Origin of the sequence: Streptomyces sp. NPDC012510, assembly GCF_042955065.1 — a bacterium.
In the GTDB taxonomy this organism is placed as follows: domain Bacteria; phylum Actinomycetota; class Actinomycetes; order Streptomycetales; family Streptomycetaceae; genus Streptomyces.
On record NZ_JBIBEN010000002.1, the window covers coordinates 181,805 to 205,873 of the forward strand.

Annotated in this window: 19 protein-coding genes, 1 tRNA gene and 2 pseudogenes; 15 read left to right on the forward strand and 7 right to left on the reverse strand. The window is 70.7% G+C overall.

Features of this window, described 5'->3' with window-relative positions; genetic code table 11:
* Positions 1-206: 206 nt before the first annotated feature.
* Entirely contained in the window at positions 207-2,006 is a 1,800-nt protein-coding gene (locus ACFY9I_RS03640; protein WP_390996995.1) for a GTPase, read from the reverse strand.
* Between the two features lie 521 nt (positions 2,007-2,527).
* Positions 2,528-4,198, reverse strand: coding sequence for a dynamin family protein (locus ACFY9I_RS03645; RefSeq protein ID WP_390996142.1), 1,671 nt, complete (start codon positions 4,196-4,198; stop codon positions 2,528-2,530).
* 271 nt (positions 4,199-4,469) lie between these two features.
* Here ACFY9I_RS03645 and ACFY9I_RS03650 point away from each other — a divergent pair.
* The 3 genes and pseudogenes from ACFY9I_RS03650 to ACFY9I_RS03660 form a co-directional block, all read left to right on the forward strand.
* Positions 4,470-4,542 (forward strand) — tRNA-Arg (locus ACFY9I_RS03650).
* Positions 4,543-4,976: 434 nt separating this feature from the next.
* Positions 4,977-5,141: a hypothetical protein gene (locus ACFY9I_RS03655; RefSeq protein WP_390996145.1), complete on the forward strand. Its 165-nt coding sequence runs from the start codon at positions 4,977-4,979 to the stop codon at positions 5,139-5,141.
* Positions 5,142-5,522: 381 nt separating this feature from the next.
* Positions 5,523-5,630: pseudogene (locus ACFY9I_RS03660) on the forward strand (DUF3375 family protein); the annotation flags it as partial.
* Positions 5,631-5,669: 39 nt separating this feature from the next.
* On the opposite strand, the gene ACFY9I_RS03665 reads toward ACFY9I_RS03660, so the two are convergent.
* From ACFY9I_RS03665 to ACFY9I_RS03675, 3 genes are all read right to left on the reverse strand, one after another.
* Positions 5,670-6,536 carry a tyrosinase family protein gene (locus ACFY9I_RS03665; protein ID WP_390996148.1) on the reverse strand — a complete coding sequence of 289 codons (867 nt, stop codon included), beginning with the start codon at positions 6,534-6,536 and terminating at the stop codon, positions 5,670-5,672.
* Positions 6,520-7,017 (reverse strand): tyrosinase family oxidase copper chaperone, encoded by a 498-nt coding sequence (locus ACFY9I_RS03670; RefSeq protein ID WP_390996151.1) that lies wholly within the window; start codon positions 7,015-7,017, stop codon positions 6,520-6,522. The genes ACFY9I_RS03665 and ACFY9I_RS03670 overlap by 17 nt, the downstream gene beginning before the upstream one ends.
* Before the next feature lie 266 nt (positions 7,018-7,283).
* Positions 7,284-7,559 carry a hypothetical protein gene (locus ACFY9I_RS03675; RefSeq protein ID WP_390996153.1) on the reverse strand — a complete coding sequence of 92 codons (276 nt, stop codon included), beginning with the start codon at positions 7,557-7,559 and terminating at the stop codon, positions 7,284-7,286.
* A gap of 536 nt (positions 7,560-8,095) precedes the next feature.
* Between ACFY9I_RS03675 and ACFY9I_RS03680 the strand changes: the two genes are divergently transcribed.
* The 9 genes and pseudogenes from ACFY9I_RS03680 to ACFY9I_RS03720 all read left to right on the forward strand — a co-directional run.
* Complete coding sequence (locus tag ACFY9I_RS03680; RefSeq protein WP_390996156.1) at positions 8,096-9,244, forward strand: DUF3344 domain-containing protein; 1,149 nt, start codon at positions 8,096-8,098, stop codon at positions 9,242-9,244.
* Between the two features lie 46 nt (positions 9,245-9,290).
* On the forward strand, positions 9,291-10,472 hold the full coding sequence (locus ACFY9I_RS03685; RefSeq protein ID WP_390996158.1) for a glycosyltransferase: 1,182 nt from the start codon (positions 9,291-9,293) through the stop codon (positions 10,470-10,472).
* Positions 10,469-11,893, forward strand: coding sequence for an exopolysaccharide biosynthesis polyprenyl glycosylphosphotransferase (locus ACFY9I_RS03690; RefSeq protein ID WP_390996161.1), 1,425 nt, complete (start codon positions 10,469-10,471; stop codon positions 11,891-11,893). Before ACFY9I_RS03685 ends, ACFY9I_RS03690 begins: the two co-directional genes overlap by 4 nt.
* A gap of 4 nt (positions 11,894-11,897) precedes the next feature.
* Complete coding sequence (locus tag ACFY9I_RS03695; RefSeq protein WP_390996164.1) at positions 11,898-13,259, forward strand: O-antigen ligase family protein; 1,362 nt, start codon at positions 11,898-11,900, stop codon at positions 13,257-13,259.
* Positions 13,250-15,043 carry a lipid II flippase MurJ gene (locus ACFY9I_RS03700; protein ID WP_390996167.1) on the forward strand — a complete coding sequence of 598 codons (1,794 nt, stop codon included), beginning with the start codon at positions 13,250-13,252 and terminating at the stop codon, positions 15,041-15,043. Before ACFY9I_RS03695 ends, ACFY9I_RS03700 begins: the two co-directional genes overlap by 10 nt.
* Entirely contained in the window at positions 15,027-15,791 is a 765-nt protein-coding gene (locus ACFY9I_RS03705) for a polysaccharide deacetylase family protein (protein WP_390996169.1), read from the forward strand. Before ACFY9I_RS03700 ends, ACFY9I_RS03705 begins: the two co-directional genes overlap by 17 nt.
* 1 nt (position 15,792) lies before the next feature.
* Positions 15,793-16,944, forward strand: coding sequence for a glycosyltransferase (locus tag ACFY9I_RS03710; RefSeq protein WP_390996171.1), 1,152 nt, complete (start codon positions 15,793-15,795; stop codon positions 16,942-16,944).
* Positions 16,941-17,600 carry a lipopolysaccharide biosynthesis protein gene (locus tag ACFY9I_RS03715; protein WP_390996174.1) on the forward strand — a complete coding sequence of 220 codons (660 nt, stop codon included), beginning with the start codon at positions 16,941-16,943 and terminating at the stop codon, positions 17,598-17,600. Before ACFY9I_RS03710 ends, ACFY9I_RS03715 begins: the two co-directional genes overlap by 4 nt.
* A pseudogene (locus tag ACFY9I_RS03720) lies at positions 17,597-18,694 on the forward strand (GNAT family N-acetyltransferase); the annotation flags it as partial. The gene ACFY9I_RS03715 and the pseudogene ACFY9I_RS03720, both read left to right, overlap by 4 nt.
* 32 nt (positions 18,695-18,726) lie before the next feature.
* Here ACFY9I_RS03720 and ACFY9I_RS03725 read toward each other — a convergent pair.
* Entirely contained in the window at positions 18,727-20,049 is a 1,323-nt protein-coding gene (locus tag ACFY9I_RS03725) for a glycosyl hydrolase (protein ID WP_390996176.1), read from the reverse strand.
* 197 nt (positions 20,050-20,246) lie between these two features.
* Here ACFY9I_RS03725 and ACFY9I_RS03730 point away from each other — a divergent pair, with 197 nt between their 5' ends.
* Positions 20,247-21,506, forward strand: coding sequence for an ATP-grasp domain-containing protein (locus ACFY9I_RS03730; RefSeq protein ID WP_390996179.1), 1,260 nt, complete (start codon positions 20,247-20,249; stop codon positions 21,504-21,506).
* On the forward strand, positions 21,506-22,759 hold the full coding sequence (locus tag ACFY9I_RS03735; RefSeq protein WP_390996182.1) for an NAD(P)-binding domain-containing protein: 1,254 nt from the start codon (positions 21,506-21,508) through the stop codon (positions 22,757-22,759). The genes ACFY9I_RS03730 and ACFY9I_RS03735 overlap by 1 nt, the downstream gene beginning before the upstream one ends.
* A gap of 64 nt (positions 22,760-22,823) precedes the next feature.
* On the opposite strand, the gene ACFY9I_RS03740 is transcribed toward ACFY9I_RS03735, so the two are convergent.
* Positions 22,824-23,441, reverse strand: a complete 618-nt coding sequence (locus tag ACFY9I_RS03740) for an LPXTG cell wall anchor domain-containing protein (protein ID WP_390996185.1) — start codon at positions 23,439-23,441, stop codon at positions 22,824-22,826.
* Here ACFY9I_RS03740 and ACFY9I_RS03745 point away from each other — a divergent pair.
* The gene (locus ACFY9I_RS03745) at positions 23,404-23,571 is read left to right on the forward strand and encodes a hypothetical protein (protein ID WP_390997055.1); all 168 of its coding nucleotides are present in this window, start codon (positions 23,404-23,406) and stop codon (positions 23,569-23,571) included. The two genes, ACFY9I_RS03740 and ACFY9I_RS03745, sit on opposite strands and share 38 nt — an antisense overlap.
* Positions 23,572-24,069 lie beyond the last annotated feature (498 nt).

Genomic DNA, 24,069 nt, shown 5'->3' on the forward strand with positions numbered 1-24,069 from the left:
ACCCCTCCTTCGCGCCGGCACCGACGCCGGTGCCGGCCGGACACACGTACGGGCCCGTCCCGTACGGCCGCTGCGGCTGTCGCTGTGATCGCCGCGAGTTCAGACTGCCGCCATCGGGCCGGGTCCGCTGAGCCCTGTGTGCTACCCGCCGGTTGTGGAAAACTCCGTCACCCGACGGGGTGAACTGCTCCTCCGAGAGCCACCCCTCACACCACCGGCGCCGTCCCCAGCACGCGCCCGTACTGCTCCCGCACCTCCCGGTAGCGCAGCAGCTCCGCCGCCACCGGATCCAGCACCCGCGCGCGGCCGCACCCGGCGGCCGCCTCCCGCAGCCGCCGTTCCGCCTCGTCGCCGTAACGTCTCGCGGGGCCCCGTGCCGCCAGCCGGCAGCCCCACTCGACGGCCGGACCGCCGACGATGCCGATCACCATCAGCACTACCGGAACCCCGAGGTTCGGCGACATGAAGCCGATGATCTGGCCCAGGAGCCACAGTCCGCCGAGGACCTGGAGGAGGGTCATGGCCGCCTGCGCGAGCACCGCCGCGGGCCACCAGCCCGGTCGCGGCGGCCTCCCCGTGGGCGCCCCGGCCCGCATCGCCAGCTCGTCCAGCGCCTCGGGCAACCCCTGCGCCCCGCGCACGGCCGCCTCGCGCACCGCCTGGGCCCAGGGCGCGGGCAGCCCCGTCGCGGCGCTCTCGGACAGAACGCGTACCGCGTGTTCGACGCGTTGCCGGGCGGTGGCCTCCTCGTCCACCGGCGCCTGCAGGGCGAGCCGCCCGGTCGGAGGTTCGCTCCGGTCCTGGTACCAGCGCCACAGCCGTAGCCAGGGCGTACCGCACGCGCGGTTGGCGTTGCGCAGCCAGGCGCGCTCGGCGGCCTCACCCGCCGCGGTGGCGCCGACGGCGTCCGCGAGCCGCGCGGCGAACTCGTCCCGGGTCCGCTCGCTGAGCCCCGCCCGTCGCTGATCGGCGTACATCGGCCACAACCGCGCGGCGGCGGCGTCCAGATCCGCGCGGACCCGGCGGGCCGGCGCGCCCCGCTCGGCCACGAACTGCTCCAAGGCCTCACGCAGTTCCCCGACGCCGTCCCCCGTGAGGGCGGACAGCGAGAGCACGGTGGCGCCCGGTTCGCCGTACTCCCGCAGCGCGACCCCGTCCTCGTCGAGCAACCGTCGCAGATCGTCGAGCACCTGGTGGGAGGCCTCCCCCGGCAGCCGGTCCACCTGGTTGAGGACGACGAACATGACCTCCGCATGGCCCGCCAGAGGCCGTAGATAGCGCTCGTGGAGGATGGCGTCGGCGTACTTCTCCGGGTCGACGACCCAGATGACCGCGTCCACGAGGGCCAGGATCCGGTCGACCTGCTCCCGGTGCTGCACCGCCGCCGAATCGTGGTCGGGCAGGTCCACGAGCACCAGGCCGCGCAACTGCGCCTCCGCCTCCGGGCTCTGCAGCGGCCTGCGCCGCAGCCGTCCCGGAATGCCCAGTCGGTCGATGAGGCTCGCCGCGCCGTCGCTCCAGCTACAGGCGATGGGCGCGGCCGTCGTGGGCCGGCGTACGCCCGTCTCCGAGATCGCCACGCCCGCCAGCGCGTTGAACAGCGTCGACTTGCCGCTACCGGTGGCGCCCGCGATGGCGACGACCGTGTGCTGCCCCGAGAGCCTGCGCCGTGCCGCCGCCTCGTCCAGGACCCGCCCGGCCTCCGCCAGGGTGCCGCTGTCCAGCCGTGCGCGCGACAACCCCACCAGCTCCCGCAACGCGTCCAGCCGTGTCCTCAGGGGCCCGTCGTACGCGAGAGGAGGCACCGTCTGCGCGGCCGGAGCCCTGGACTCCCCGACCGGCCCCCGCTCACCCCCGCCCGCCTCGCCGGCCCGCCGGGCGATGAGCCCGTCGTCCCAGGGGTCACCGGATTCCGTACGGGCGGAGGGGTCGCGGGGTCCCGTACGGGAACCGGACGAGGCGCCGGATCGACCCTTCGCACCGGGCGCGCCCTTCTCACCGACCATGCCCTTCTCGCCGGACGCGTCCCCTGCGCCGAACTCGCCGCCCACGCCGGGCGTGTCACGGCCGGGACCGCTGGGCACGCGCGTGTGGACGTCGCTCTCTCGCATCCAACGCCGCTCCAGGCTGTCGAAGCTCGAGGCGTGGCTCTCGAAGCTCGGGCGGCTCTCGAAGCTGGGGCGGCTCTCGAAACCCGGGCGGCTCTCGCCCCTTTCCCGCCCTTCGGGCTCCTCGGCGGGACGTCGCCTGTTCTCCCTACGAGGCCCGCTCTCGACGACGTCCCCCGAAGGGTCCTGCTGCGGTCCCTTGGGGCGTCCTCCGGCGGAGGCACCCTCCACGAGGCCGCGTCGCTCCCACCGCCCGTCCCCGGTCCCGTCGCCCGTCCTCTGGCCCGCCTTGTCACCCATCCTGTCAGCCGTTCGGTCGACTCTCTTGTCACCCGTTCTGTCGACCTTCGTCTCGTCACCCTTCTCGGGGACGCCGTCTCCGGTCTGATCCCTGTGGTCAGTGACGGCAGTCACGGCGGTCACCTCTCCTTCTGCAGTACGGACAGGGCGGCGATGAGTTCGGCCTGTGGTTCGGGACGGACGTCCAGCGCGTCGAGGGGCGCGAGGCGGCGGTCACGCTCGGTTTCGAGAGCACGCTCCAGGTAGTCGGTGAGCAGCCGCCCACCGCGGTCACGCAGCCGCAGCGCGCCGTGCGCCCCGATGCGTTCGCCCAGGCCCTCCCCCGCGGACCTGGCGCGTCGGCCGCCCAGCAGGGCGGTGGCGACCAGGGCGGCCACCACTTCGGCGTCCGGGGCGAAGCTCCGGTCGAGGTCACGCACCTCTTCCTCGGCGTACTCTTCCAGGACGCGTCGCCAGCGCCGTACGGTCATCCCGATCCGGTGCTCGACACTGTCCCGCCTCGTGTCGCGCTCCGTCAGCCCGGCCTCCACGGCGGCCGGCTCGCGGCTCCAGGCCTCGGTGATCCGCTCGTCGGCGGCGGTGACGGCGCAGAGCAGCAGCGCGCCGAGGCTCTCGACGAGGGCGTCCAGCAGTTCGCCGGCGGTGCAGTCGAGCGGATAGCTGCGCCATCGCTTGAGGGCGTCGCCCGCGAGCACGGCCCCCGACTGCAGACGCCCCTTCACGCGCGCGTGCTCGCTTTCGTACGCGGTGTCGACGGCCGCGGTGAGCCGGAGGGCGGCGGAGTACTGCCGGGCGGCCGCGCCGGCCAGTTCGGGCAGCCGGGACCTCAGCGAGTCGAGGGCCCCGTGCGCGGTGCGGGCCACCGCCTGGTGACGGGCAGCCGGATCGGTCGTCTGCTCGACGAGCCAGGTGCGCAGCGGTGCGACGGCGGTGGCCGGCAGCAGGCCGCCGCCCCAGGCGGACTCGGGCAGTTCGGGCACGGTGAAACGGGGTACGTCGCCGAGCCCGGCCTTGGTCAGCAGTGCCCCGTACTGCCGGGAGACCTCGGACACCACCTGGTGGGGCACCCGGTCGAGCACGGTGACCAGGGTCGCCCGGTGTTCCTTGGCGCTCCGCAGCAGATGCCACGGCACGGCGTCGGCGTAGCGGGCGGCCGTGGTGACCATGACCCAGATGTCCGCGGCGCAGATGAGCTCGGCGGCGAGGACACGGTTGTCGGCGATCAGGGAGTCGATGTCGGGCGCGTCGAGGAGGGCCAGACCGGGCGGAAAGCTGTCGGCGGTCTCGATGCGCAGCACGCGCTCGCCGTCCTTGCCGTCGTCCCCGCCCGGCGGAAAGGGGTCATCGCCCGGATCACGGCCGGGCTCCTGGGGCGGCATCCACGCGCGTGTGAGGTTGGGCAGGACGCGCATGCCGCTGAACCAATGGTGGTCCTCGGGATGGCAGACCAGCACGGGCGTACGGGTCGTCGGCCGGAGCACCCCGGCCTCGCTGACCCTCCGCCCCACCAGGGAGTTGACGAGAGTTGACTTGCCGGCTCCCGTCGAACCCCCGACGACGGCGAGCAAGGGTGCTTCGGGTTGCCGCAACCGGGGCACCAAGTAATCGTCCAGTTGCGCGAGCAGTTCATCGCGGTCGGCACGCGCGCGCGGGGCCCCTGCCAGGGGCAGCGGGAAGCGCGCGGCGGCGACACGGTCGCGCAGGGTGGAAAGCGCGTCGAGCAGCTGAGGCCGTACGTCCAAGGTCACCACATGCGAAGAATGCCCAATTTTGTGGACTTTCTGAAGCATATAAGTTCGTCTGCGCGCCGACAGGACGCACTGGACGGAGGGGGCGAGAGGGGCGCAGGCATAACGAGTGCACAACACCCGGGTCCCGAGGCGCCAAAAGAGGTGCACGATTCGTACCTGCCTGCGATTATCAGGACCGCTTCACTGAACCTCCACATTGAGCCACGGAGGCGAAGCAACAGGGACAAGGACCCGGGAGCCCTATCCTTGTCCCCGGCGACGTCACGGATCAGCCCACACCCGGGCACCACGACAGAGGCCACCACACCCGGCCCCCGTAGCTCAGTGGATAGAGCAGGCGCCTTCTAAGCGCTTGGCCGCAGGTTCGAGTCCTGCCGGGGGCGCACGTATACGCAGGCCAGAGCCTGCTTTAAGCCCTTCGCGAGATCACTCACGGAGGGCTTCTCGTAGCCCGCGAGGGCGTTTTGTCAGATCATGCACCCTCGATTGGATACTGCGTCCCACATGCGCCCCCCGTTGGGGCAACAACCTGCGCCCCGTTGCCACTGGCCTGAGAGTAACCGCTGGTCAGAGGCATGCTGCTGGACTATTAGGTAACAAGAGGGCAGGCGCCAAAACGGCACCTGCCCTCATCTTCGGGCTGGCTGGACCCGCCATCCCGCGGGAGTCCGCACGCGGCGGTGCGGAAGTACATGCAGGACCCCGGCGAACCGCACGATGCGGATGCGGCCGTTGGGCTACGCGAGGCACGGGGAGCCATGGGCAGAGCCTGGACTGTCCATGGGGGCCAGTTCGGGCAGGCCAGTTCGGGCAGCCGGTGCGCTTCGAACGGGAGGCGCGCTACTGGGACGGGGTCACCGCCAGCGCCAATGCATCCGGCACCCTCAGCTTCGGCGGTGGTGCCAAGGACTCCGGCGGCCGGGTGTCCCACGCGCTCCTCGGCCCGGCCACGGACCACGGCCGCCGGATCCGGGACTCGTGACGGAGCAGCACCCGCACAAGGCCCTACGCGATCCAAGGCGACGGACCAGGCCCTGTCTGGCACCCATCACCACGGCGGGGCGCCTTCACCTACACATGACCGTCCCCGCCGCGCCCACCTCACATGAGACCGGAGGACAGAGTGAACGCAGTTGAACCCCTCATGGACCCGGTCCGGGAAGAGGTCCGCCAGTCCATGGAGCCATACACGGATCCGTACCGGCGCCAGCGCTGACCTGCTGCGCCCCTCCCTGCCGCCCATCGGTGAACCTGCTGGTCAGCGGAGTTTGCAGCCGCATTGTCAGTGGCGCCTTCTACCGTGCATTCGTGGGTACTGAACAACCCGGGCACCCGACGGACATCTGAGGGCGGGGCACATGGCATGGAGTGCGACGGTGTGGTCCGGCTACGCAAGCACCACCCGGCGTGGCGGCTGCTGCGGGCGGAGAACGCGGCACTCATCCTCAGCTTCTTCAACAGGGTCTTTGGTCAGGCCCTCGGGCGGCCCACCCGCGAATGGTTGGGTCCGCTACACGTACCGGTAGACCGCGCTGTGGTCTTCCAGTTCCTCCGGAGTCACATCCCATGGCGGCATCTTCTCGTGCCTCGCGACGATCCGGCCGTGCTGGACGTCCTTCGGACCGGGCGGCTTCGAGGGGAGATAGCGGGCGTCCCGGTGCCGCCGCTGCCAGCGGGACCACACCAGGTCGACGAAGGCGTGGTGCATCCAGAAGACGGGGTCGTTGACGGAGGCGCCGCTCACCATGTGGCCGCCGACCCACCGGTGGACCCGGTTGTGATTGCGCCAGGACATGGCGCCGCGCCCCGGCCCCCAACCCTCCAGCTTGTTGCGGAACCCTTTGGCTGAGGTGGAGTTCCAGGGGGCCGTGTCGTAAACCGGGTCCGCGAGGGCGTCCTCAACGTCTTCGGCCGTGGGCAGAGCCATCGGGTCCCGGGAGCGGCCCAGGTCCCGCATGAGGTACTCGACGTCGGTGATCCCCTCCTTGATGTTCCACTGTCCGTGGCGGTAGGCGAAGGGGCCGGTCACTACCTGCCGGTCGGAACGCCGACCGGTGCCGCCGAGCAGGTCCTCGGTCCATGGCACGGCCGTGGAGGCGCGGTCGCGCGTCCAGTCCCAGTACGGCACGGTCACCGACTCGTCCACGCGGTGCAGCGCCCGCTCCAGTTCCAGCACGAACCTGCGGTGCCAGGGCAGGAAGGAAGGCGCCATGTGGGCCGTGCGCGGACCGTTCTCGCCGTCGGGAACGAAGTACTGGATGTGCATACGGACGAACTCGTCGTACTCACCGCGGCGTTTGACCTCGATCAGCGCGGTGACGAACCGGCGCCGCTCGGCAAGGGTGAGGGTTCTGACATCCCTACGCGTGTACACCATTTCGGTGATCCCCTTCGATTCCGTGACCGCCGTTCGGCGTACCGCCGTCGTCCGGGCGGCTGCCGGTTCTACTTGACGCGCCCAAGCGCGCGGTGGGGCCGAGTTCGTCCACGGCTGCGCGCGCCGCGGCGAGTGGCGTCGGATACGACTGGTAGTGATCGACCATGGTCATCCAACTGCCGTCGACGCGACGCATGAGGTGCAGCGGCCGCCCGTCCACAGTGACGTGCCACACTCCTGAGTCGTCGTAGTCCAACCGTCCGGCGTCGTCCACGATGGCGACGATGCGCCGTCCGCGGTACGTCTCGCGGAAACACGCTCCCTCCGTCCCGGTCGTCCCCGATGCCACCAAGAACGGGGCGAGCGCCATCCCGGCCACTGACGCGGACAACCCCCGCAGCATCCGCCTCCGCCCGGAGAACTCCCTGGAGTCGACGGCGAGCGGGGAGCAACCGACCGCGGTGTTCACTGATCCGGTCACTGCTTTTCCGGCACTCGATCCGAGATCCTCAGCATGGACTTCATACTCGACTCGCAAGCCAGCATAAGGAATTTTCCACCACATCCAACGCTCCCCCGAATTCCTCACACATCACCTGAACAAGGGATATCAGCATCGCAATTGCAGGCCCACCGGCAACGCAGAGGCCGACACCGCACACGCGGAATCGGCCTCTTCGGAGCAACCACCGGGAAAAGCCAGAACGCCAGGTCAGGGCGCGGCGGGCATCGCGGCCGGGGACGTTCTCACTTCTGCTGGGACAGACCGCCCAGCAGGGTGCCGTTGCCCAGGGCGGTGGACGTGCGATCGACCGTGGCCAGCAGCGCCTCCTTCTTCTCCTTGGCGTCGAGCACGTCCCCCTTCAGCGGCTGCACCTGGACGGGGCCGCTGTTGAGCGTCTTCACCGCGTTGTTGAGGCTCTTGTGCACCACCTCGGTGGCACTCTGGGCGAACGCGGGCGTGGCGGCACCGGCGAGGATCAGGGACCCGGTGACGACAGCAGCACCCTTCAGAGACTTCATGTGCGTTCCTTTCTTCGGCAAAGTGGGTAGCCGGGGCGGATTCTGACATCGAGCACAACGAGCACCGACCGGTCTGGAAACCCGCGTGCGGAAGATTGCCGAGTACTCATATGAAATCTCTGAAGGATTTGCCTCTGAAGTCGGGACGGCTCACCGAAAGAGCGGAAAGGAACAGCGCTGCGCCGAGGCGCTTCGGCCAGGGGATCCCCAACTCGCGCCACCGAGCCTGCCGACCTGCCGAGTCAGGCGGGAGCGATACACCGTAGGGGCAGGCCACCCATGGGGCCTGACTTCAAGCGGCACGGGCGCTGCAGCGGGTTGCCGACGTCACGTCAGACACAGCGCCTCCATGGATACCGCTGGTGGAATGAACCAGGAACATCACACAGTTCACCTATCCGACACACTTGCACCGTTTGACTGGTTTGCGCCCAATAGCGGCTAGAGTTTGCGCACGCCTTGACGCGTCCCTACAGCAGCACATCGCTTCTGACTCCCCCTGACACCTCCGCCTTCCCGAAAGGGCAACGCCGGTCATGCGCAACTCCCTAGCCCTTCTGCTGCGCCGTACGACGGTGGGCGCCCTCGCCCTCGCCGGGATGTGGGCTCCCACCGGTGCCCTGGCGGACGCGCCTGTCACAGCCTCCGCGCAGGAGGCCGGCAGTCTCCCCTTCGCCCAGCGGTACCGGGCCCTCCAGCACGGCGGGATCGTCCGTGCGGCCAACGTCTCCATCACCTGCCGTGCACCACGGGCGAACCACCGGTTCCTGCCGTCCACGGCGCGTTCCTGCCCAGCCGCCCGGGAGGGCGCGACCGGGGTGAACGGCGACTTCGACATGACGTACGTCGACGTCGACAAGGACCCGAACACCTACAACTCCTCCCGCGCGGAGGTCCTTGTACCCGAGGGCTCACGGGTCAGTTACGCACGCCTGTACTGGGGCGGCAACCTGCGCGTCGGCGAGCAGAAGCCACCCAAGGACAATGGACGGGTGCTGGTCGCCGAACCAGGCGGGGAGTACAAGGAGGTCCTCGCGGACACGGTCGTCGGCCACCGGGTGGCCCACGGTGCGGACGCGTTCCAGGCCTCGGCGGACGTCACCAGACTCGTGCGGGAGAGCGGGCCCGGTCTGTACACCGTGGCACAGGTCAATGTGGCGATGGGAAGGTCGACGGCCGGTGCGTGGGGTGGCTGGACACTGGTGGTGGCGTACGAGAACCCGGAGCAGCCGTTGCGGCACCTCGCCGTCTGGGACGGCTTCGACGCGCTGAAGTCCGGTGCGGGGCAGGAGATCCGGCTGCGCGGGATGCGTTTCCCGGCGGGCGCGGGCGGCCGAGCGGGCCTGGTGACGTACGACGGCGACCACGGCGCGACCGGCGATGCGCTCACCCTCACGACCACCCGCACGTCCTCCGGCCGACTGCCCCACCGCACCGAGGTCACCGCCCTCACCAACTCGGCCAATCCCCGCGACGACGTGCTGAACTCCACGATCAGCGAGCCGGGAGCGTCCGAGCCGAAGCGGGTGCCGACGTACGCCCACACCCTCGGCTACGACTCCGACGTGTTCGATCTCGGAACGGGCCTGCGACACGGCGGCGACCAACTGACCTTCCGCGTTGTTTCCCAGCGCGACGTGATCTGGGCCGGCGTGCTGTTCGCCGCCGTCGACGCCCAGCGGTAAGGCGCCCTCCTCCCGTCCCGAGCGTCACTGAGCGAGGACATCGCGCATGCACACGTCATCAACTGACCCCCGGTCGCGGGTCCTTCACCTCACCCAGCCCGTGGACGGCGGGGTGGCCCGCGTCGTGACGGACCTGGTGCGGGCGCAGCTCACCGCCGGCCTGGCCGTCACGGTGGCTTGCCCCGACGGGGCGCTCACCACAGCGCTCCGGCAACTGGGGGCGGACGTACGGCACTGGCACGCGACACGGTCACCGGGTCCGTCGCTCGTCCGGGAGGTGCGCCATCTCGCACGTGTGATCGATGAAGTGCGCCCCCATCTGGTGCACACGCACAGCGCGAAAGCCGGGCTCGCCGGGCGGCTCGCCGTCCGAGGGAGGATTCCCACCGTGTTCCAGCCGCACGCCTGGTCGTTCGAGGCCACCGGCGGGGCGGCCTCGGCGCTCGCGCGGGCCTGGGAACGGTGGGGGGTGCGTTGGGCCTCCCAGGTGGTGTGCGTGAGCGAGGCGGAGCGCTTGACCGGCCTGCACGCCGGGATCAGCGGACGGTGGAGCGTCATCCCCAACGGCGTCGACCTGCAACGCTTCCACCCCGCGCCCGTCGATACCGTACGAGCCGGGCTGAGGCCATTGCGCGAGGTCGATCCCGCCGCGCCGCTCGTGGTCTGTGTGGGGCGGTTGTGCCGGCAGAAGGGCCAGGCCGTTCTGCTGAGGGCGTGGAGTACCGTCGCCCGCAGGGTGCCGGGCGCGCGTCTCGTCCTGGTCGGCGACGGGCCGGACCGCGACCGGCTGCGGGCGCGCGCGCCGAAATCCGTGCTTTTCACGGGCGCCGTCGCCGACGTCGTCCCGTGGTACCAGGCCGCGGATCTCGTCGTCCTGCCGTCCCGTTGGGAGGGCATGGCGCTGGCCCCGCTGGAGGCGATGGCCTGCGGCCGGCCGGTGGTGGCCACAGAAGTCGACGGTGCCCGCGAGAGCCTGCCTCCCTCCCTCGCACCCCACTGCCTGGTCCCGCCCGAGAACCCGGCGGCGCTGGCCGGGGCCGTTGCCGACCTTCTGCTCGACGCGCCGCTGCGCGCATCGCTCGGCCGCCAGGGGCTCCAGTACGTCCTGTCCTCGCACGACGTGCGGCACACCGCCGAGGCGGTTTCGGACGTCTACCGCCATCTGATCGGCGTGCGACCCGATCCCCGCGTCGCACCCCCGCAGCATAGGGAGTCCACCCACTCGTGACCGCGGACAGCACCATCTCCTCCCCTGCCACACAGCCCCGGGAACACGGATTCTCGCCCGTCTCGGTCATGCCGTCGCGCGGTGCCGTCCCGAGTGCTCCGCCCCCCGCCGGCAGGCGGCGGCCCGTGGGATCGGCGTCGCCGGTACCCCTGCTCGTCGCGGACGGCACGGCCGCCCTGCTGGGTGCCCTGACACTGGCCGGGACTCAGCTCCGCCCGCTTCCCTTGGCCCTGCTGGCCGCGTTTCTGCTGCTGCGCCCGCATCGCACCCGCCCGCAAGTACCGGGCGTCCTCGACGAACTGCCCGCCATCTGCGGCCGGACAGCGGTGGCCTGGCTGACACTCGCCGCGCTGGTGGCGGCGTACCGGCCGGACCACGCACTGTCCGCCCGCACCCTGCTGGTGGGCTTCGCCGTGCAGGCGGCGGCGAGCTGCGCGCTACGCGGCACCGTGCACGCATGGTGCCGCGCCACGCTGCTGCGCAACCCCAGCACCGCGCTCGTCATCGGCCCGGCGGCGACCGCGCAGCGCGTGGCCGCCGCCGTGCTGCGCCACCCACGGTGCGGGGTACGGCCGGTGGGGATTGTGGCCGAACGGCAGGACGGCGGGGGCCTGCCGGTTCTGACCACCGGTGACGAGGTCACGAGGGCGGTCGTCCAGAACGGCGTTCGGGTGGTGCTGGCCGTCGACCCCTCCGTACGGGCCCAGCACGGACCGCTGCTGAGCGCGATGGCCGAGTGGGGCTGCGTGGTGTGGGAGGTGGACGCGAACTCTCCGTCGTACGCGACGAAGGACCGACTGGCCGGGTTCTCCTGTCGGCTTCTGGAGAGGTCCGCGACGCCACTCGCCAGCGCGGGGAAGCGGGCGCTCGACGTCCTCGTGTCGGCGACGCTGCTGCTGCTGGTCAGCCCTCTGCTGCTGGTGTGCGCGGTGGCGCTGCGGATCAGCGACGGACCGGGGGTGGTGTTCCGGCAGGAGCGCATCGGCAAGGACGGAAAGCCGTTCACGCTGCTGAAGTTCCGCACCCACCGTCCCCTCGACGAGCACGAGGCCGCGACCCGGTGGAGCGTGGCGAACGAACACGAGATGCGCGGGTTCTGCCGCATGCTGCGGCGCACCTCGCTCGATGAGCTCCTCCAGCTGTGGAACGTGCTGCGGGGCGACATGAGTCTGGTCGGACCTCGGCCCGAGCGCCCCTACTTCGTCGCACAGTTCAGCGAGTCCCATCCCGGCTACAGGGCTCGCCACCGGATGCGAACCGGCATCACCGGCCTCGCCCAGATCCATGGACTGCGCGGCGACACGTCCATCGAGGACCGCTTCCGGTTCGACAACGTCTACATCGACAACTGGTCGCTGTGGCAGGACGTGTGCATTCTGTTGCGCACCGTGGGCACGCTCACGCGTCCGACCGGAAGCTGAGCGCATGAGCCTCGCAGTGACGCCGCTCGTGCGCCGGGGCACCGTCCTGACGCCGATCCTTCCCGTGGTGGCCGTGCTCGCCCTGCTGGCGCTGCCGCTCGACCCGAGTAGCGAGGCCGGCCCGGGTCCGGCCGACGCGATGTCCGGATTCCTGGTGCTCTTCTGCGTGGTCCGCCTCGTGCGCCACCGGCGACGCCCCTTGCCACTTACGGCCGCCGTGGTGCTGGGCATGCCAGTGCTCGGGCTGGTCGTCTCTGCCCTGGGGGCATACTCGTCCGAGGCCGGGATCACCGGCATGGGCCGGTATCTGCAGATCTTCGTGCTCGTCCCGGCGGCGGTCCTGCTGTTGATCCGCGACCAGGGCGACTTCCGGCTACTGGCCTGGTCGTTCGTGGGGCTCGCGGGCTGGCAGGGGGCCGTCGGAGTGCACCAGTACGTCACCCGGACCGGCGCCTCCTTCCAGGGTGAGCCAGTCCGGGCCGTCGGCACGTTCGGGCCACAGGACGTGATGGGGATGGCAACGGTGGTCGGCGTCGGCCTCGTGTGCGCGTTCGCCCTCGCGCTCGGGCGGCCGTCCGTACGGGAACGGGCAGTCGCCCTCGCGTGCGCGCTGGCCCTGCTGCTGCCGCTCGCGCTGTCCTTCAGCCGGGGCGCGTGGATCGCGACGGCTGTGACCTGCACGGTGCAGCTGGTCCTGGCCGGGTTGCGGCGCGCGCTCACGGTGGCCGCGGCCGTAGTCGCGGCCGGTGTGGTCCTGGTGGGCGGTCTCGGTGTCGGCACGGCGCTGCTGGAGGAGCGGATCGACAGCATCACACAGGTCGCCGACGCCCCCGACCAGTCCGTCGCCGACCGGTACACGATGTGGGCGGCCGCGACCGACATGTGGCGCGAACACTCCCTGACCGGCGTCGGGTTGAAAGGGTTCCCCGAGTACCGGGACGCGTACGCCTCGCTGACGCTGTCGTCGAGCAGCGACACCGACGGCGCGGGGGCCGCGTACCGGAAGCAACCGCTGCTGTCACCGCACAGCATGTACCTGCTGGTGCTGAGCGAACAGGGCCTGCTCGGGCTGATGGCGTTCGCCGGGAGCTGGCTGGCGCTGCTGGTGTGTGCGCTGCGGGCGACCGTGCGGGCACGCGCGTCGGGGCCGCATGGCCTCGACTGCGGGCTGGTCGCCTGCGGACTGCTGGTCTGGCAGCTCACCGACTTCGCGTACGCCGACATCGGCGGCCCCTCCACCGTGCTGGCCGCCGTGGCCCTCGGGATGGTGGCGTGGTGGGCGCTGGCCGGGAACGACAAGGCGCAGGTCGCCCCGGCGGTTCCGGTACTCGCGAACGCGCCAGAGAGCGTGACACGATGTCCATGACACCGCCGCAGACTCCGCGTGCGCCCGGTTGCGGGACCGACGCGGCGGCCGTGCCCGCGGCACGGGCGGCCACGCAGGACGTGGCCGGTACCGACTCCTCTGCGGCCACCGGGACGTTCATCGCGAGGGCCACTCTGATCACGGCGTCGCTGTCGGTCGCCGGGGCGCTGCTCGGTCTGGTGCGGGACCAGGCACTGGCCCAGCTCTTCGGGGCGGGCATCGAGACGGACGCCTTTCTGGTCGCGTGGACCGTACCGGAGTTCGCCGCCACGCTCCTCATCGAGGACGGTCTGGCCTTCGCGATGATCCCGGCCTTCAGCCTGGCCCTGGCCCGGCGCGCCCAGGGCGTCTCCGGCGACCCGGTCCGCTCCCTCGTCACCGGCACCCTGCCCCGCCTGTCCCTCGGCTTCGTCGCCGTATCCGCGCTGATCATCGTAGGAGCCCCCTATCTGGTCGAGGCTCTGGCGCCCGGCCTCCCCGACCCCGACCTCGCCGCCGACTGCACCCGGCTGACGGCGACCTGCGTTCTGAGCTTCGGGCTCGCCGGGTACTGCAGCGCGGCTCTGCGGGCGCACCGTCGCTTCCTGGCTCCCGCCACGATCTACGTGGCGTACAACACCGGCATCATCACCGCGATGTTCCTGCTCGGCGAGAGCTGGGGCGTGCGATCGGCGGCGGCCGGTGTGGCGATGGGCGGCTGCCTCATGGTCGCGGCCCAGATGCCCTCCCTGCTGCGTCTGCTGAGGACTCGACGCTCAGCCGCTTCCGGCAGCGGCGTCGATGTACGCCCGCTGAACCTCGCCCTGATCAGCAGCGTTCTCATCTTCGCCATGTGCCGCCAGTCCCAGGTCCTGATCGAACGCTTCCTCGCCTCCACCCTCCCCGCCGGGGCCATCTCCCACCTCAACTACGCGCAGAAGGTGGCCCAGATCCCGATGACGCTGTCGCTGATGCTGTGCACCGTCACCTTCCCGGTGATCGCGCAGGCGCTCGCCGACGGCGACACCGACCGGGCTCGCGCCCGCGTGGAGCGGGACCTGGCCCTGGCTTGCCGACTGGTGCTCTTCGGCGCGGCCACGGTGGTCGCCTGCGCGCCGCAGATCATCGAGATCCTGTTCCAGCGGGGAGCCTTCACCGGGCAGGACACGGTGGTGACGGCGGGGGTCCTGCGCGTGTACGCCCTCGGGCTCCTCGGCCAGACCCTGGTGGGGGTACTGATCCGCACCTACTTCTCTGCCGGGCGGCCCACCTGGTACCCGATCGGTGCCATGACCACGGGTGTCGTCGCAACCACCTGGATCGGGGTGGCAACCGTGGACACCTGGGGCGTGTTGGCGATCGCCGCCGCCAACGCCGCCGGCATCACCGTCACGGCCGCACTGCTGTTCGCCGGCCTCGCGCGGAGGCGTGACGGGCGCGCGCGTGACGACAGCGCACCGCGAGCGGGAAAATCCGCGGGACCGAGCTCGTTGGTTTCCTCGACCTGGACCGCGGCCCGACGTCGTGCCGCGCAACACGGCGGGCAACGCGGGGTCCCCATCCGCACCCGAGATGTGCTGTCCGATCTGGGCAAGCCGCTGCGGGCGGCGGCGCTCGCCACGGCGGCGGGGGCGTTCACCTCCAGCGCGCCGGGGTCCCCGGTGCTGGGTTTCACGGTCGGCTGCGTGACCGTGACCGCCGTTTTCCTCCTGCTCGGACTGGCCCTGGACGCCCAGGGCCGCACATCCGCGCTCCATTCCGTAGGTGCCGTCACGCGGAGGCTGAGGCATGGCCGTTCCAGTTGAATCCGTCGGCACGGGCAGACGCCCCGCCGGGCGCCCCCGTCCCGTCCCCTGGGTGGCGATGTACCACTCCGTGGGCGACTGCTCCGACGACCCGTACCGCATCACGGTCACGCCCGAGCGGCTGGAGCAGCAGCTGGCCTGGCTGTGCCGGCACCGGCTGCGCGGCGTGTCCCTGCGCGAACTGGTCGCCGCCCGCGCCCGGGGCAAAGGGCGGCGCCTGGTCGGTCTCACCTTCGACGACGGATACGCCGACTTCCTGGCCAACGCTCTGCCGGCGTTGCGCCACTGGAACTGCGGTGCCACCCTCTTCGTCCTGCCCGCCCGGCTCGGGGGCGTCAACGCCTGGGACCCGCTCGGCCCCCGCAAGCCGCTGATCTCCGCGGACGGCGTCCGGCAGGCTGCCGACGCGGGCGTGGAGATCGGTTCGCACGGGCTGACGCACGTCGATCTCACCAGGGCCGACGACGCCACCTTGACGGCCGAGGTCGCTGGCAGCAGGGCACTGCTGACGGAGCTGATCGGTGCTCCGGTCGACGGCTTCTGCTACCCGTACGGCACGATCGACCGCCGTGCCGTCGCCGCCGTACGCGAAGCCGGATACACCTACGCCTGCGCCATTGACCCGGGCCCGCTGACCGGCCCGCACGCCCTCCCCCGTCTGCACATCGGTCAGAACGACACAGCCTGGCGGCTGCACCTCAAGCACCGGCTGCACCGGCTGCGCCGGCGCCGCGTGGAGGGTATGTGACATGAAAGCGCTGCACATCATCACCGGTCTCGGCGTCGGCGGCGCCGAACTGCAGCTCCGCCTGCTGCTGCGGCACCTCACCGTCCACTGCGAGGTGGTCGCCCTCACCAACCCGGGCGCCGTCGCCGACGGGCTCGCTGCCGACGGAGTCCGCGTGCACCACCTCGGTATGGGCGCCAACCACGACCTCTCCGCGCTCCCCCGCCTGACCCGCCTGATCCGCACCGGTGGCTACGACCTGGTCCACACCCACCTCTATCGCGCCTGTGTCTACGGCCGGTTGGCCGCCCGACTCGCCGGCGTCAGGGCCGTGGTCGCCACCGAACATTCCCTCGGTGACTCCCAGATGGAAGGCCGGAAACTGACGGCGGGCGTCCGCGCGCTCTACCTGGCCAGTGAGCGCCTCGGCTCCGCCACGGTCGCCGTCTCCCCCGCGGTCGCCGACCGTCTCGAACGCTGGGGCGTGCCCTCCCCTCGCATCGAGGTCGTTCCCAACGGGATCGACCTGGCCCGTTTCCACTTCGACGCGTCCCGGCGTCACCGCACCCGCCGACGCCTCGGACTGCCGGAGGACGCCTACGTCGTCGGCGGGATCGGCCGCCTCACCGCGGGCAAGCGCTTCGACGTCCTCATCCGGGCGATGGCCCGCCTTCCGGACGACCACTGGCTGGTGCTGGTCGGTGGCGGCCCAGAGGAGAGCATCCTGCGCCGTACGGCCCACGAGGCAGGCGTGGCCGACCGCGTCCTGTTCACCGGCGAGCGCCCCGACGTTCCCGACGCCTCCCCCGGCCCCGACGTGCCCTCGCTCATGTTCGCCATGGACCTGCTCGCCTCACCGTCCTCCGAGGAGGCCTTCGGGCTGTCGGTCGTGGAGGCCCTGGCGTCCGGCCTGCCGGTGCTCTACACATCCTGCCCGGCGATCGAGGACCTCCCATCGGAGGCCGCCACCGGTGCCCTACGCGTGCGTGGCGGCCCCGAGGCCTACGCCCATGCCATCACCGCGGTGCGCGCGGCCGGCCCTCAGTCCCGTACGGCCGCGGAGGCCGCGCACCACTACAGCATCGCCCACAGCGCTGCACGGCTCATGGACGTGTACACGGCAGCGGTGTGCAACTCAATGCCCCCCTCACCCCAGGAAGCCAGTTCGTCATGACCGACAAGCCCACTCGATTCCGCCGGCGGTCCGGCCAACCGGGCCGCACCGGCCTCATGCTGCCCTGGTTGCTGCTCGCGACCGGCACGCTCGTAGGCGGCCTGCTCGGCGGTGCCTACGGCACGCTCAAGGCCCCGACATACACGGCGACCAGCTATGTCGTCGCCGTACCCACCAAGAATTCCGACCCGGCCTCCGCTCTCGGCTTCGCACAGGCATACGGCCGTGCCGCCACGCAGCTCGCGGTGCTCGGGGACGCGCAGTCGTCGGCGGGCGTGTCGGCACGCACGCTGCGGCGGAACGTGCGGGCCGCCACCTCGCCGGACGCGCCGATGATCGCCGTCTCGGCCACTTCCCCACGCCCCGGCCTCGCCTCCGGCATGGCCAACGCCGTCACCCGCGCGCTGACCCGCCACGCGAACAAGACCAAGGGCAGCACCCACGTCGAACTCGTCCAGTTCTCACCGGCGGTGCGGCCGGCCGAGCCGACGTCCCCGTCACCGATGGTGACCGGTCTGGTCGGCACGAGCGCGGGCGGCCTGCTGGGCGGCCTGGCGCTGCTCGTGCGGCCGAAGCGAACGGAAAGCGACGACACCGCCCGCCCTGCGGCGGTGCCCGGCCCGGCCACCGCTGCCGACGTACATGGACAGCTGTGACGGCGGCGTACACGACGGAACTCGTCACCGACGCCCGTGCCTTCGCCGAAGTGGCCCCGGAGTGGGGGCGACTGTACGAGCGGTGCGGCACGGCGACCCCGTTCCAGAACCACGCCTGGCTGCACTCATGGTGGCTCTCGTACGGCACGCCCGGCCGGCTGCGGCTCGTGCTCGTGCGCGAGGGTGGGGAACTCGTGGCCGCCGCGCCCCTGATGCTCCGACGCGGCCCGGTGCCCAGGCTCGTACCGCTCGGCGGAGCGATCTCCGACTACGGAGACGTCCTCATCGACGACGAGCGCGCGGACCGGCCGGCCGCCATGCTCGCCGAGGCTCTGTCGGCCGCCGCCCGCACCGCGCTCATCGACTTCCGCGAGGTGCGGCCTGGCGGAGCGGTCGAGCACGTCTACGAGCGCTGGAGCGGGCCGCGCCTGCGGCTCCAGGACTCGCTGTGCCTGGAGCTGCCCGCCGTGCCCATGGACGAACTGGTGTCCCGGCTGGCGTCCGGCAAGGCCCAGAGGATCCGCGCCAAGCTGCGCAAGCTGAGGTCGCTCGGCGTGGAGCGGCACGTCGTACCACCGGAGGGGGTGGGCGCGGCGCTTCAGCGGCTGCTCGAACTTCACCGGCTGCAGTGGCAGGGCCGGAGCGTGACGCCGGAGCACCTGCAGACACGCTTCTGCGAACACCTGGTGCGCTCCGTGGGGCCGATGGTGAGTTCCGGCGACGCGGTGGTCACCGAGTTCCGGCTCGACGGCGACGTGGTGGCCGTGGACCTGACACTGCTGTCGCGGCGGCTCGCGGGCGGCTACCTGTACGGCGCCCACCCACGCTTGCGGGAACGCAAGGCGGACGTGGCGGTGATGCTCCTCGACGCCTGCACTCAGCACGCGGGGAACAGCGGACTGCGCACGCTGAGCCTGCTGCGCGGCGACGAGCCCTACAAACACCACTGGCGCCCCGAACCCGTCATCAACCGGCGGCTGCTACTGGCCCAGCGGCACACGGCCCCACTGATGGCCGCGGTGGCCGGCGACGTCGCCGCGCGGCGGCGGGGCAAGGCGTTGCTGCGTCGCTTCCGTGAGCGGGCCAGTGGCGGCAGGACCCGCGATGGCCCCGCCGCCGGTGGCCGTTATCGGGCCCGCGACCACCAGTCGAGACGCAGGCAGAGCCTCCCGCCGAGCCAGCGCTCGGCCCAGTCTCCGAGATTCAGCGGCGAGCAGCCCGTAGGGAGCAACGGTGCGGTGGGCACGGACGGCGTGGGCGAAGTCGTCGGTTCGTCGACGCGGCCGAAGAGTGCGGACCGGTAGATCAGCGACGATTTGGGATTGGCCATGCACTGCCAGACCCCGTGCGGACAGTAGTCGGTCAGCGTGTTGTACAGCGGCTTGTGCACATCGATCCAGTCGAGCATCCGCCGCATGTATTCGGCGTTGTCGCCGTTACGGAAGAGCCCCCATTCAGGATAGGAAATGGGCTTGTTATGGGATTTCGCGAAGTCCACTTGTGCTTGAAGTCCGTACGGCTCTTTCACCTGTTCGTCGAAGGAAACTCCTCGCGGCTGGTCGTACGAGTCCATGCCGATGATGTCGACCGTGTCGTCCCCCGGGTAGCACTGCGTCCAGGGCACGGCGTCGCGTCCCCGGCTCGGTGTGAAGTCGAACCGGAATTCCTGGCCCGGCACCGAACGCATGGTGGTGACGATCCTGTTCCAGTACGTCTTCCACGCCTGCGGGTCGGGGCCACAGCGATGGGTGTAGGTCGTGCCGTTCATCTCCCAGCCGAGCACCAGTACCGTGTCCGGCACCTTCAACGCGACCAGCTGCTCGGCGAGTGCGCGGAAGTGGTGATCGAAGTGCCCGGCCGCGCCCTGCCGCAGCAGCAACCTGACCTCGGCGTCGGAGACACCCTCCTCGTTGCGCTCCTGCATGGGCACGTTGAGGACGAAGATCCGGTCGTCCTTCGCCGTGCGCCAGCGCGCCCACCCCTCGAGGAAGCCGCGGGTGCCCTCGATGTTGCTCCAACGGTCTCCCGGCAGATAGGTGTGCCCGACGCGCAACTCCGCGCCACCCAGCCACCTGCTGAGTTTCGTCATGGCGTACACGCCCCGGACCCCGGAGTCGAGGAAGGCGCCGAAGGCGGGGCGCTCACCGCCGGGCGCCGAGGTCGACGGCGCTACGGAAGGATTCGTCGGGGCCGGTTTCGACGGCTCCGTGACGGGCGGGTCGGTGAGGTCCGGGGTGATCGCGGATGCCTGCGGCACCACCGATGGGGCCACCGCGGGCAACGTTGAAACCGATGGCGTCGTGGTGGCCGCCGACGGAGCGGGAGGGCCGGCGAAGGGCCCCATCCCCGCTGCGAAGCCGGTACCGGAGACCACCGCGGCCGAAACGGCGACCACGGCCGCGACGACCGCCAGCCGTCTGGTCCGGGCTCGACACCGCTGTAGAACCATGCCTGCTCCTTTCTCCGCTCTCCTGCTGTCTTCTACCTGGCGTTTCCGCTGTCGCTGTTTTACTTCCGTATCGCCTTCTGTTCCTGACACTCAGTCATTGAAGTCATTCACATGAAATGACACAACGCCACTACCGCTACGGCTTTCGAGTGCCTCGCTCGCCCGCACGAGTGAACCGATCCGAAGGAGTGAAGACCGTGCAACTGCTCGACACCCGCGTCCCCGCCGTTCTGCTGCGGATCGACCGGAATCCCTTTCACCATGGAACGCTGGGCGCCGTGCGTTCGCTCGGCAGAGCGGGAGTGGAGGTGCATGTGGTCGCCGAATCCGCGGGAAGTCCCGTAGCCAGATCGCGTTTCCTACGGGAAATGCATCCCCCACCGCCACCCGGGTCATCGCCCCGCGAGGTCGCCGCCGCGCTGCGCCGGGTGGCCACCCGGATCGCGCGCCCCGCCGTCCTGGTCCCGATGGACGACGCGAGCGCGGTGGCCGTGAGCCGCATGCGAGAGGAACTTTCGCCGTCCTATCTGCTGCCCGCCGGACATGGCGCACTGCCCGAACGCGTCGCCGACAAGGCCGCTCTGGTTTCCGTGTGCGCCTCCTTGGACATCGCGCACCCGGTGACCCTGGTCCCGGACAGCCCGGCGCAGGCCGCTCACGCCACCTGGCGGCTGGGACTTCCGCTGGTGGCGAAGTGGAGCCGCCCCTGGCTGGTGCCCCCCGGCAGCGGGCTGCACAGCACGGTCCTGGTGAACTCCGCTCAGCAGGCCCGGGAGCTGTATCTGCGCACCGAGGAGGCCGGCAGCCCGCTGCTGCTGCAGGCGTATCTGCCGCCGGGTCCGAACCGCGACTGGTTCTTCCACGGATACGCCGACTGTTCCGGTGTTGTGCGGGCGGGCGGACCGGGCCGCAAGCAGCGTGCGTGGCCACGCAGGGCGGGCCTGACCACCGTCGGCCGCTGGACGGCCAACCCACAGGTGCAGGCGCTCGCCGAGCGGCTCACCCGCGATCTCGGCTACCGCGGCATCTTCGACCTCGACTTCCGCCTCTGCGGCACGACGGGCCTCTATCACCTGCTCGACTTCAACCCGCGCCCCGGCGCCCAGTTCCGGCTCTTCTCCGACTCCGCCGGACTGGACGTCGTACGCGCCCTGCATCTCGACCTGACGCACCGTCCCCTGCGGGAGGCCGCACCGCTCCTGGGGCGGTCCTTCGTGGTGGAGAACTACGCACCGTTCGCTGCGCTGCGGCCCGCGCCGCGCGGACGCGAACTGGCCTGGCACACCCCGGACGACCCTGCTCCAGGCCGGGCGATGCGGTCCCTGTGGTGCCGCCATGTATCCCGCCGACTTCGGGAGCGGCTGCGCGCGGCCCCGCCTGCACCCGCACCGGCACGCGTGGTCCACCAGGCGGCCGCACCACCCCTCACCGACGACGAGAAAGCGAGCAGTTGCTGATGTACGACTTGCTGGTGGTGGGCGCCGGCCCATATGGCCTGTCCATCGCATCGCACGCCGCGGCCGCCGGGCTCGACCTGCGCGTCCTCGGGCGTCCCATGGCGTCCTGGCGGGACCACATGGCGCGCGGCATGTACCTGAAGTCCGAGCCTTGGGCCTCCAACCTCGCCGCCCCTGACGGTCGTTGGCGCCTGGACGCGTACTGCGCGGACTCGGGGCTCACCGCGCTGCACGCGGAGCCGATCCCGGTGGAGACATTCGCCGAGTACGGCCTGTGGTTCGCGCGCAACGCCGTGCCCCCGGTGGACGAGCGCATGGTGAGCCGGGTGGCGGCCGGGCCGGTCGGTTTCGAAGCGGTCACCGAGGACGGAGAGGTGCTGCGCGCTCGGACGGTGGCACTGGCCGTCGGCGTCATGCCCTTCACGCAGATGCCTTCCCCTCTGCGCGGCCTGCACCCAGGACTCGTCACGCACAGCAGCCACCACCGTGACCTCGGCCGCTTCCGCGGCATGGACGTCACGGTGATCGGCGGCGGCCAAGCAGCGCTGGAGACAGCGGCCCTCCTCGCCGAACAGGGCACTCGTGTACGGCTGCTGGCGCGGGCGCAACGGCTGCGTTGGAACGACGTGCCGCCGCCGCTGCAGCGCCCGTGGTGGCAGTCGGCCCGCAGCCCGCACAGCGGCCTCGGCTGCGGCTGGCGCAACTGGTTCTACGCCGAGCGTCCGGACCTCTTCCATCGCCGCCCCGAGGCGACCCGCACCCGTATCGTGGCAACGGCACTGGGGCCGGCGGGTGCCTGGTGGGTGCGGGACCGGGTCGAGCGGGTGGTGGAGACGATGCTCGGCCGCGAGGTCGTCGCGGCCCGTGCGGTGCCGGGCGGCGTACGGCTGGAGACGGTGAGCCGGGCTGGGGAGCTGAGCTCCGTGGATAGCGAGCACGTGATCGCGGCCACGGGGTTCCGCGCGACCCTGGACCGGCTCGATCTGCTCTCCGCCGAATTGCGCGCGAGCCTGACGACGACAGCCGACGGCTCCCCCGCTGTCGGACGGGACTTCGAGTCCTCGTGCCGCGGTCTGTTCCTGGCAGGTCTGTTGACGGCCTCCAGCTTCGGCCCCGCCATGCGCTTCGTCCACGGAGCGACCTTTACGGCGACAACGCTCGTACAAGGAGTACGCCACCGACTGCGCACCGCCGCCCCGCCCGCCCGAGTGATCCCCGCACCGGTGGGTCGGGGGCACGCCGTCGCACCCTGAAGGACACACCGTCGACCAGGAAGGCCAGGCGCCGGAGGCGCTTCCTCCGGCACCTGGCGGAGCGCTAACGACCGGACGCGACTCGTCCTCGCCGGTACAAGATGGCACCGCTCGTCAACAGCAGCGCGGCGATGCCCGACGCTGCCAGCACCTGCTCGTTGGCACCGGTCTCGGGTAGGGAGGGCGGTTGCTTCGGGGGTGAGGCCGGTGGTGTCCACGACGGGGTGCTGGGTGGGGAGGCTGGGGGCGCCGATGCGGGCGGTGACGTCACCGGGGGTCCCGGTGCAGGCGGTGACGTCACCGGGGGTCCCGGTGCAGGCGGTGACGTCACCGGGGGCGTGGTGGGCGGCGACGCCGGCGGCGTAGTGGGGGGCTTCACAGGCGGTGTGTCGCCGTAGCCGCCGTAGCCGTAGTCCTCGCCGTAACCGCCGTAGTCCTCGCCGTAACCGGTGTCGTCGCCATAGCCGGAGCCATAGCCGTCGCCGTACCCGCTGCCTTCGCCGTGCCCTCTGTTATGGCCTGGAACCTTTTCCAGGGCTTCGCGGATACTCTCGCCGGGCAGGGCAGCAGGCGTGTCGGACAGACGCGGAGAGCCCCCGGGAAGGTCCTCGGAGGCCGAGTCCGCGAAGGCCGGGACGGCGTACATGGACAGCACACTCGTCGCAGCGGCGGTCACGATCATTCCCCTGCTCAGGTTCTTTCGCAATCTTTTCGTCTTTCTGATCGATGTGGGAAGATCCGGCCGACGCAGCGGTCAAGTCTTTTTCCTCTTCCCACCATTACGCCGGGAAGCGATTTCACGCCTGCCGTAGTTTCGCCGCCATCCAATTTTTCGACTGGTCCAGTGATGAGATCCGGTGAAGTGCCAGTACCGGCATTCATAGCACCGGTAGATACGATCCGGAATCCTTTCCAGAAGCGGCTGCCTGACCAGCCAGGTTCTCGCCTCGGATTCAGTACGGAACGACGCCTTCCCTGTCTCCGGACAACGCGGCAGAATAATTACATCAGTCATGTCCCCTCCGAGGCACGGTTCGGCTCGAATTACCCTTCGGCAGAAGAATGGAATCGATGCCGCCTCAAAAGTAAACCTCGAAGCAAGCAAGCATCCGCCTTACGGATGAGTAGCCATCAAGCTTCACCCGAATAGCCCCTCACTGATGTGAATTTCACCGTTCGGATAGTATGCAGTGAACGCGCCACTTCTCCGGGCCTGAAAGACGAAAGCCTTGATATTATGAAAATGTCAGCGGCCATCGACAGGATGGCCGCTGACGTATCGGATCTATGCCTGCACAGCGCGGAGAGAC

Bases quoted from the DNA above. Each gene is read 5' to 3' on its own strand.
- ACFY9I_RS03675 (WP_390996153.1), bottom strand. From the start codon at position 7,559: ATGAAGTCTCTGAAGGGTGCTGCTGTCGTCACCGGGTCCCTGATCCTC.
- ACFY9I_RS03685 (WP_390996158.1), top strand. From the start codon at position 9,291: ATGCACACGTCATCAACTGACCCCCGGTCGCGGGTCCTTCACCTCACC.
- ACFY9I_RS03700 (WP_390996167.1), top strand. From the start codon at position 13,250: ATGTCCATGACACCGCCGCAGACTCCGCGTGCGCCCGGTTGCGGGACC.
- ACFY9I_RS03710 (WP_390996171.1), top strand. From the start codon at position 15,793: ATGAAAGCGCTGCACATCATCACCGGTCTCGGCGTCGGCGGCGCCGAA.
- ACFY9I_RS03735 (WP_390996182.1), top strand. From the start codon at position 21,506: ATGTACGACTTGCTGGTGGTGGGCGCCGGCCCATATGGCCTGTCCATC.
- ACFY9I_RS03695 (WP_390996164.1), top strand. From the start codon at position 11,898: ATGAGCCTCGCAGTGACGCCGCTCGTGCGCCGGGGCACCGTCCTGACG.
- ACFY9I_RS03740 (WP_390996185.1), bottom strand. From the start codon at position 23,441: ATGATCGTGACCGCCGCTGCGACGAGTGTGCTGTCCATGTACGCCGTC.
- ACFY9I_RS03715 (WP_390996174.1), top strand. From the start codon at position 16,941: ATGACCGACAAGCCCACTCGATTCCGCCGGCGGTCCGGCCAACCGGGC.
- ACFY9I_RS03645 (WP_390996142.1), bottom strand. From the start codon at position 4,198: ATGCTTCAGAAAGTCCACAAAATTGGGCATTCTTCGCATGTGGTGACC.
- ACFY9I_RS03745 (WP_390997055.1), top strand. From the start codon at position 23,404: ATGGACAGCACACTCGTCGCAGCGGCGGTCACGATCATTCCCCTGCTC.
- ACFY9I_RS03680 (WP_390996156.1), top strand. From the start codon at position 8,096: ATGCGCAACTCCCTAGCCCTTCTGCTGCGCCGTACGACGGTGGGCGCC.
- ACFY9I_RS03640 (WP_390996995.1), bottom strand. From the start codon at position 2,006: ATGGTCGGTGAGAAGGGCGCGCCCGGTGCGAAGGGTCGATCCGGCGCC.
- ACFY9I_RS03705 (WP_390996169.1), top strand. From the start codon at position 15,027: ATGGCCGTTCCAGTTGAATCCGTCGGCACGGGCAGACGCCCCGCCGGG.
- ACFY9I_RS03665 (WP_390996148.1), bottom strand. From the start codon at position 6,536: ATGGTGTACACGCGTAGGGATGTCAGAACCCTCACCCTTGCCGAGCGG.
- ACFY9I_RS03725 (WP_390996176.1), bottom strand. From the start codon at position 20,049: ATGGTTCTACAGCGGTGTCGAGCCCGGACCAGACGGCTGGCGGTCGTC.